This window comes from Marinobacter confluentis (assembly GCF_004785685.1).
Taxonomy (GTDB): Bacteria; Pseudomonadota; Gammaproteobacteria; order Pseudomonadales; family Oleiphilaceae; genus Marinobacter; species Marinobacter confluentis.
In genome coordinates this window covers 1-304 of sequence record NZ_SRPF01000084.1, presented here as the reverse complement: position 1 = coordinate 304, position 304 = coordinate 1, and the positions used below count along the sequence as shown (strand labels likewise).

Genomic DNA, 304 nt, shown 5'->3' with positions numbered 1-304 from the left:
GGGATACACAATGGTCACGTCCAGCATGGTGGTCAGGGAATCACCCATGGCTTCCAGAACAACAGCGGTTCCGCCAGCCCTGGGTTTCAGCAGGTGGCGATAAGGGGATTTCTGGGCGGATTGCTTGGCCGGGGTGAAGCGTGTCCCTTCCATAAAATTGAAGATGGTCACCGGGGTAAAGCGGAACTTTTCGCACGCGGCCCGGGTGGCTTCAATATCACGGCCTTTCAGGCTCGGGTTTCTGGCAATCTGATCCTTGGTGTGGCGTTGCATGAACGGAAAATCCAGCGCCCACCAGGCAATG

The 304-nt window shown here is 56.9% G+C and carries 1 pseudogene; it reads right to left on the bottom strand.

Going from position 1 to position 304, the window contains the following annotated elements:
- A pseudogene (locus E5Q11_RS17655) lies at positions 1-304 on the bottom strand (acyltransferase); the annotation flags it as partial.